General features: G+C 72.7%; 7 protein-coding genes and 1 pseudogene. 6 read left to right on the forward strand and 2 right to left on the reverse strand.

The genetic code is table 11. The annotated features are described in order from the left end of the window. Nucleotides 1-110 precede the first annotated feature (110 nt). The 4 genes and pseudogenes from C667_RS07395 (at nt 111) to C667_RS26385 (ending at nt 3,507) form a co-directional block, all read left to right on the forward strand. The gene (locus C667_RS07395) at nt 111-1,142 is read left to right on the forward strand and encodes an adenosine deaminase (protein WP_004359686.1); all 1,032 of its coding nucleotides are present in this window, start codon (nt 111-113) and stop codon (nt 1,140-1,142) included. Then, complete coding sequence (locus C667_RS07400; protein WP_004359688.1) at nt 1,139-2,617, forward strand: type IV pili methyl-accepting chemotaxis transducer N-terminal domain-containing protein; 1,479 nt, start codon at nt 1,139-1,141, stop codon at nt 2,615-2,617. Before C667_RS07395 ends, C667_RS07400 begins: the two co-directional genes overlap by 4 nt. Nucleotides 2,618-2,766: 149 nt before the next feature. Continuing rightward, a pseudogene (locus C667_RS26655) lies at nt 2,767-2,994 on the forward strand (acyl-CoA thioesterase); the annotation flags it as partial. 174 nt (nt 2,995-3,168) lie between these two features. Further along, the gene (locus C667_RS26385; protein WP_245538441.1) at nt 3,169-3,507 is read left to right on the forward strand and encodes an acyl-CoA thioesterase; all 339 of its coding nucleotides are present in this window, start codon (nt 3,169-3,171) and stop codon (nt 3,505-3,507) included. A gap of 8 nt (nt 3,508-3,515) precedes the next feature. Here the strand turns inward: C667_RS26385 and trxC are convergent, their stop codons facing one another. Further along, nucleotides 3,516-3,953 carry a thioredoxin TrxC gene (gene trxC / locus C667_RS07410; RefSeq protein ID WP_004359691.1) on the reverse strand — a complete coding sequence of 146 codons (438 nt, stop codon included), beginning with the start codon at nt 3,951-3,953 and terminating at the stop codon, nt 3,516-3,518. 182 nt (nt 3,954-4,135) lie between these two features. On the opposite strand from trxC, the gene C667_RS07415 reads away from it, so the two are divergent. Then, nucleotides 4,136-4,723 carry an NADPH-dependent FMN reductase gene (locus tag C667_RS07415; RefSeq protein WP_004359694.1) on the forward strand — a complete coding sequence of 196 codons (588 nt, stop codon included), beginning with the start codon at nt 4,136-4,138 and terminating at the stop codon, nt 4,721-4,723. 90 nt (nt 4,724-4,813) lie between these two features. Here C667_RS07415 and C667_RS07420 read toward each other — a convergent pair whose 3' ends face one another. Then, complete coding sequence (locus tag C667_RS07420) at nt 4,814-5,224, reverse strand: putative zinc-binding protein (RefSeq protein WP_004359696.1); 411 nt, start codon at nt 5,222-5,224, stop codon at nt 4,814-4,816. Nucleotides 5,225-5,478: 254 nt separating this feature from the next. Between C667_RS07420 and C667_RS07425 the strand changes: the two genes are divergently transcribed. After that, nucleotides 5,479-6,554, forward strand: a 1,076-nt coding sequence (locus C667_RS07425) for an alpha-hydroxy acid oxidase (RefSeq protein WP_083881285.1), incomplete at its 3' end; no start/stop codon positions are given.

Genomic DNA, 6,554 nt, shown 5'->3' on the forward strand with positions numbered 1-6,554 from the left:
GACGGCCATGCTACCGCCGCAGGCGCGTGCTCACAAGAAAACGCCCGCCTGCGACGACGCGATGGGGGGCTTTTGGGGCTAGCATTGCAGGCCCGCCCCGGAGACCCGCCATGGAGCTCGAATCCTACGTCCGCGCCCTGCCCAAGGCCGAGCTGCACCTGCACATCGAAGGCACGCTGGAGCCCGAAATGATGTTCGCGCTCGCGCGCCGCAACGGCGTCGCGCTGCCCTGGGCGAGCGTCGAGGCGGTGCGTGCCGCCTACGCCTTCGCCGACCTGCAGAGCTTCCTCGACCTCTACTACGCCGGTGCAGCCGTGCTGGTCCGCGAGGAGGACTTCTTCGAGCTCGCGCTCGCCTACTTCGCGCGCGCCCACGCCGACGGCGTGGTCCACGCCGAGCTCTTCTTCGACCCGCAGACGCACACCGCGCGCGGGGTGGCGTTGGAGACGGTGCTCGACGGCCTCGAGCGCGCCTGCGTCGAGGCGCGCGCGCGCTGGGGCATCGGCGCGCGGCTGATCCTGTGCTTCCTGCGCCACCTCGACGAGGAGGCCGGCTTCGCCACGCTGCAGCAGGCGCTGCCCCATCTTTCGCGCATCGACGGCGTGGGCCTGGACTCGTCCGAGCACGGTCACCCGCCGTCCAAGTTCGCCCGCCTGTTCGCGCGCTGCCGCGAGCTCGGCCTGCACGTGGTCGCCCATGCCGGCGAGGAGGGGCCGCCGGCCTACATCGTCGAGGCGCTCGACGTGCTGAAGGCGGAACGCATCGACCACGGCGTGCGCTGCACCGAGGACCCCGCGCTGGTCGAGCGCCTCGCGCGCGCGCAGGTGCCGCTCACCGTGTGCCCGCTCTCCAACGTCAAGCTGTGCGTGTTCCCCGACCTCGCCAGCCACAACCTCGGGCAGCTGCTCGCCGCCGGGCTGAAGGTGACGATCAACTCCGACGACCCGGCCTACTTCGGCGGCTACGTGGCGAAGAACTATATCGACACCGCACGCGCGCTCGGCCTCGGCCGTGCCGAGCTGCGCCGCATCGCGCGCAACAGCCTGGAGGCGAGCTTCGTGTCCGCGGCCGAGCGCGCGCCCTGGCTCGCCCGCCTCGATGCGCTCGGCGAAGGCGAGGAGGGGGAGGGCGGCCCGGCATGACGCCACCGACCCCCGCCGAGCGCCGGGCGCTGCGCGATCGCCTCGCCGCGGTGCCCTTGTTCGCCGGCCTGCCCGCCGCGCAGCTCGCCGAGCTCGCCGTCGCGGCGCGCCTGCTCGAGCTGCCGGCGCGCACGCTGGTGCATGGCAGCGGCGAGCCCTTCGACGAGGTGTTCGTGCTGTGCGGCGGGACGGTGGTGCGTTTTCGCGAGCTCGGCGGTGATGCGCGCAAGGTGGTCGAGCTGGTGCACACCCCGCAGCTGCTCGGCTGCGGCGAGTTCTTCGGTGCAGACCGCCACGAATCCGGCTGCGAGACGGCGAGCGCGTGCACGCTGGTCGCGCTCGACGCCGGCGTGCTGCGCGCGGTGGCCGAGCGCAGCCTGGCGCTCGCCCGGCGCATGCTGCAGGCGGTGGCGACGCGGCTGTGCGAGGTCGAGTTCGACGTCGCCGGACACCACGCCAGCCGCACCAGCGCGCAGCGCATCCTCGACTACCTGGTCGAGCTCGCCGGCGGCAGCCTCGCGCTCGCCGGCGAGACCACGGTGGAGCTGGCCTCCACCAAGAAGGTGCTCGCGGCGCGCATCGGCATCACCCCCGAGGCCTTCTCGCGCAGCCTGCGCGAGCTCGCCGACAAGGGGGTGATCGTGGTCGACAAGCGCCTGATCCACATCCAGAACGCCGCCACGCTGGACACGGGCGCGGGCGAGCAGCCGCAGCGCCTGAGCTTCTCGCGCCGCAACAAGGGTGCGCGCCGCGACGAGGCGATGTCGGTCGGCGAGCTCATCAACCTGTGCGGCCGCCTGCGCCTGCAGGTGCAGCGTCTGGCGATCGACTGGGTGCTGATCGGCCACGGCGTGGCCCCGGTCGAGATGCAGCTGCGCCTGCGCCAGGGCATCGCCGAGTTCGAGCGCAGCATCGCGGTGCTGCAGGCTGGGAGTCTCGCCCCGGAGCTGGGCGAGGCGCTGGAGAACGTCGGCGGGGTGTGGGCGGCGTTCCGTGCCGCGCTGAGCGCGCCCGAGCGAGCGCCCGTGGGGGCGGCGCGGGTGCTGCAGCTGAGCGAGGACTTCATCACCGCGGCGGATTTCCTCAACGCCGTCGCCGGGGGCTTCGCGGCCTCGGGCAGCCTGTACATGGTCAATATTGCCGGGCGCAACCGCATGCTGTCGCAGCGGGTGGCGAAGTTCTTCCTCTTCGAGGGCTTCGAGGCGTGTCCCGACCCGCAGGCGCAGATCGCCGCCTCGTGCCGGGCCTTCGAGCACAACCTGCAGCTGTTGCGCGAGAACGCCGGCGAGCTGCCCGAGCTGGTGGCGCAGCTCGATGCCACGGCCGGGCTTTGGTCGCGCTTCGTCGACTCGCTCGACCCCGCGATCCGCCAGCCGCATCGCATCGGCCGGGTACGCTCGGTGCTCGACGAGGGCGAGCGCCTGCTGCGCTATACCAACACCCTGGTCAAGCTCTTCGAGCGCCTCGCGCGCTGAGGCTCGGCCAACGTCCTGCGCGCCGTCTTCCCGATACGGGCGCGCCCCCCTTCCTTCGCCGTCTCGTGGAGCAACCCATGACCGCAGCCTCCAGCCCCTCCTTCCCGACGACCCCGCCCGCCACCGAGCCGGCGCTGCGCCTGATGCCGATGCCGGCCGACCTCAACTCCGCGGGCGACGTCTTCGGCGGCTGGGTCATGGCGATGGTCGACATCGCCGGCGCCCTGCCTGCGATCCGCCGCGCGCGCTCGCACGTGGTGACGATGGCGGTGAACTCCTTCGTCTTCAAGCAGCCGATCTCGGTCGGCGACGTGGTCAGCTTCCACGCCGACGTGGTCGCGGTGGGCAAGTCCTCGATCACGGTCGACGTGCATGTGTTCGCCGAGCGCCACCCCGCCGATCCGGTGGTGGTCAAGGTGACCGAGGCGCGCATGACCTACGTCGCGGTCGATCGCGAGGGCTGCAAGCGAGTGGTGGGCCCGGAGTCCACCTCGCCCCCCGGCGGAGAGCGCCCGCCCGCGGACAAGGAACTCGTGCTGCGGGTCGTGCCGATGCCGGCCGACCTCAACCCGTCGGGCGACGTGTTCGGCGGCTGGATCATGTCGATGGTGGACATCGCCGGCGCGGTGCCGGCGATCCGCGTCGCGCGCTCCAAGGTCGCCACCGTGGCGGTGGACTCCTTCGTCTTCAAGCAGCCGGTGTCGATGGGCGACATCGTCAGCTTCCACGCCGAGGTGGTGCGCGTGGGGCGCACCTCGATCACGGTCGATGTCGAGGTCTACGCCGAGCGCCACCCGGAGGACCCGGTGGTGGTGAAGGTGACCGAGGCGCGCCTGACCTACGTCGCGGTGGACGAATTCCGCACCAAGCGCACGATCGGGGCGGGCTGAGCGCGCGCTCAGCCGAGATGGCCGCGCACCCAGCGCACGATGTCCGCCGCGCCCATCGCACCCGCCTGGCGAGCGACCTCGCGGCCGCCGCGGAACAGGGCCAGGGTGGGGATGCTGCGGATGCCGAAGCGCGCCGCCAGCGGCTGGTTGGCCTCGGTGTCGAGCTTGGCAAGGCGCACCTGCGGCTCGAGCATGCTGGCGGCCTGCGCGAAGGCGGGCGCCATCGTGCGGCAGGGGCCGCACCACGGCGCCCAGAAGTCGACCAGCACCGGGATGTCGCTGCGGCCGACGTGACGGTCGAAGTTCGCCGCGTCGAGCTCCACCGGGTGGGCGGTGAACAGCGGCTTGCCGCACTTGCCGCAGTTGGGGGCCTCGGCCAGGCGGGCGGCGGGGACGCGATTGACGGCGTCGCAGTGCGGACAGACCAGGTGCAGGGCGTCGGACATGGCGGGCTCCGGAGTATTTCAGACTTCCCTGATATCGTGGCGAAGCGGCGGGATTCAAGGGGCCGGTGTCCATCGGCACGGGCGAGGGAGGGGCGCGCAGGCCGTCGCGTCTCGCCGGGATGGCGTGCGCCGCAGCGTTCGGGCCGATAATGCCGGCATCTCGTTGCGAAGGAGGATCACCGATGAAGCAGCCCCGAATCGTGGTGATGGCCGGCAGCCGCCGGCGCGAGGCCTTGTCGCGCCGCGTGGCGCAGGTGTGCGCACAGGCCGTGCGCGACGCCGGCGCGGAGGTCGAGCTGGTCGATCTGGACGATTACCCCGCGCCGCTCTACGACGGCGACCTCGAGGCCGCCTCCGGCCTGCCCGAGGGCATCGTGCGCCTGCAGCGCGTGCTGCACGCGAGCGACGGCCTGCTGGTGGTCAATCCCGAATACAACGGCTCGCTCACGCCGCTGCTCAAGAACACGCTCGACTGGTGCTCGCGGCCCAACCCCGCCGACCCCGAGCGCTCCGGCGGCAAGGTGTACGCGGGGCGGGCGGCGGCGGTGGTGGGGAGCTCGCCGGGCGCGCTCGGCGGCATGCGGGTGCTGTTCCACGTGCGCGACGTGCTCGGCTACCTCGGCATGCAGGTGATCCCGCAGCAGCTCGCGGTGGGCAAGGCCGGCGAGGCGGTCGGCGCCGACGGGCGCCTGGATGACGCTGCCCAGCAGGGCATGCTGGAGGGGCTCGCGGCGGCGCTGGTGGATACGGCGCGCCGATTGCGCGGCTGAGGGTTTTTCGGGCGCGAAGCTTGCGGCGCGGATGCTTCGCGGCCCTCGGGCGTGCGCGCCACTCGGGGCGGCTGGTCGCGGGCGGTGGCTTCAGTCCGCCTTTCCGTCCGCCTTCCCTGCGGCGGCTTGCACACGCAGGCCGCGTACGGCTGTGCGGGCCTGCTCGAGCACGCGCTCGGCCTCTTCCGGGGCGAAATCGGTGGCGTAACGCTTCTTCACCCCCTGCTCGTTGAGCAGCAGGTGCACGGCGGGCTGCACGCCGCGCTCGGCCAGGCAGCTGCGCGTGCATTCGAGCGCGCAGCCGTCGAGGGCGAGGATGGGGCGGCCGGAGCGGGCGATGTTCACCAGGTGGGGCACGTTGCCGCCGACGCCGGCGATGCACGACATCTCGGCCTCGCCCTCGCGATCCAGGCGCAGCGCCACGTGGTTGGCCATCTGCGCCGCGCTGGAGCAGCCCGAGCAGGAATAGACGAGCGGCAGGTTCTTCTTGCGGCCAGCCATGGCGGGGTCCTCGGGGGTGGGGCGTGTTGGGGCGAACATTTTACTACGCGCCGCCGGCGCGCCCTGCTGGTGACGTATTCGCAATCGTGCCCACCCCGCTTCGTGGGCAAGCCCGCTCCGCGGCGCGCCTCCGGCGCTAGCAGGGTGGCGACTGCGAAGCATCGCAGGCCACGGTTACAATCGAACGATCGCGACCGCCGCGGCAGGTGGTGCTTGCGGGTCCCGGCGCCGCCCTCCCGGAGAGCGATCCCGACGTGAATCCCCGACGACAGCATTACCGCGGCCGCAACCCGGCCCGCGCCCAGAACATCGCCGAGCTGCGCACGATGGCGGCGCGGCGGCTGCCCGGCTTCTGCCTCGAGTACCTCGAGGGCGGCGCCGACGACGAGCTCGCGCTCGCGCGCAACCGGCGCGCGCTCGACGAGATCCTGCTGCTGCCGCGCACCCTGGTGGACGTGTCGCGGCGCGAGCTCGCGGTCCCGCTGTTCGGCACCGACATCGCGCTGCCGGCGGTGATCGCGCCCACCGGCTTCAACGGCCTGCTCACCCACGAAGGCGACCGCGTGCTCGCCGAGGCGGCGCGCGCGGCGGGTATCCCGTTCTGCCAGAGCATGGTGTCCACCGTGGCGCTGGAGGACATCGCCGCCACCGGGGTGCGCCACTGGATGCAGATCTATCCCTTCAAGGACCGCGACAACCTCGCCGCGGTGGTGAAGCGGGCCGAGCACGCCGGCTGCGAGGCGATCGTGCTCACCACCGACGCCTCGGTGTTCGGCAACCGCGAGTGGGACCGCCGCAACTACCGCGCGCCGATGAAGCTCACCTGGCGCAACGTGCTCGATGTCGGCCTGCATCCGCGCTGGGGCCTCGACGTGCTGGTGCCGCACGGCATGCCGCGCTTCCGCAACCTCGGCGATTTCCTGCCGCCGGGCATGGACAGCGCGAGCAACGCCGCCGCCTTCCTGGCCGCGCAGATGGACACCTCGCTGACCTGGGAGGACGTGCGCCGCCTACGCGAGCTGTGGCCGCGCCGACTGCTGGTGAAGGGCGTGCTGCTGCCCGAGGACGCGCTGCGCGCGAAGGAGGCGGGCGCCGACGGCGTGGTGGTGACGAACCACGGCGGGCGCCAGCTCGACGCCGCGCCGGCGCCGATCGAGACCCTGGCCGCGGTGCGCCAGGCGGTGGGGGCGGAGATGACGGTGATCGTGGACAGCGGCTTTCGCCGCGGCAGCGACTTCGTCAAGGCGCGCGCGCTCGGCGCGGATGCGGCGATGGCGGGGCGGGCGACCCTGTACGGCCTCGCCGCCGCCGGCGCGCCCGGCGCGGCGCG

The organism is Thauera phenylacetica B4P, assembly GCF_000310225.1.
Lineage (GTDB): Bacteria > Pseudomonadota > Gammaproteobacteria > Burkholderiales > Rhodocyclaceae > Thauera > Thauera phenylacetica.

Bases quoted from the DNA above. Each gene is read 5' to 3' on its own strand.
- C667_RS07395 (WP_004359686.1), top strand. From the start codon at position 111: ATGGAGCTCGAATCCTACGTCCGCGCCCTGCCCAAGGCCGAGCTGCAC.
- C667_RS07400 (WP_004359688.1), top strand. From the start codon at position 1,139: ATGACGCCACCGACCCCCGCCGAGCGCCGGGCGCTGCGCGATCGCCTC.
- C667_RS26385 (WP_245538441.1), top strand. From the start codon at position 3,169: ATGCCGGCCGACCTCAACCCGTCGGGCGACGTGTTCGGCGGCTGGATC.
- trxC (WP_004359691.1), bottom strand. From the start codon at position 3,953: ATGTCCGACGCCCTGCACCTGGTCTGTCCGCACTGCGACGCCGTCAAT.
- C667_RS07415 (WP_004359694.1), top strand. From the start codon at position 4,136: ATGAAGCAGCCCCGAATCGTGGTGATGGCCGGCAGCCGCCGGCGCGAG.
- C667_RS07420 (WP_004359696.1), bottom strand. From the start codon at position 5,224: ATGGCTGGCCGCAAGAAGAACCTGCCGCTCGTCTATTCCTGCTCGGGC.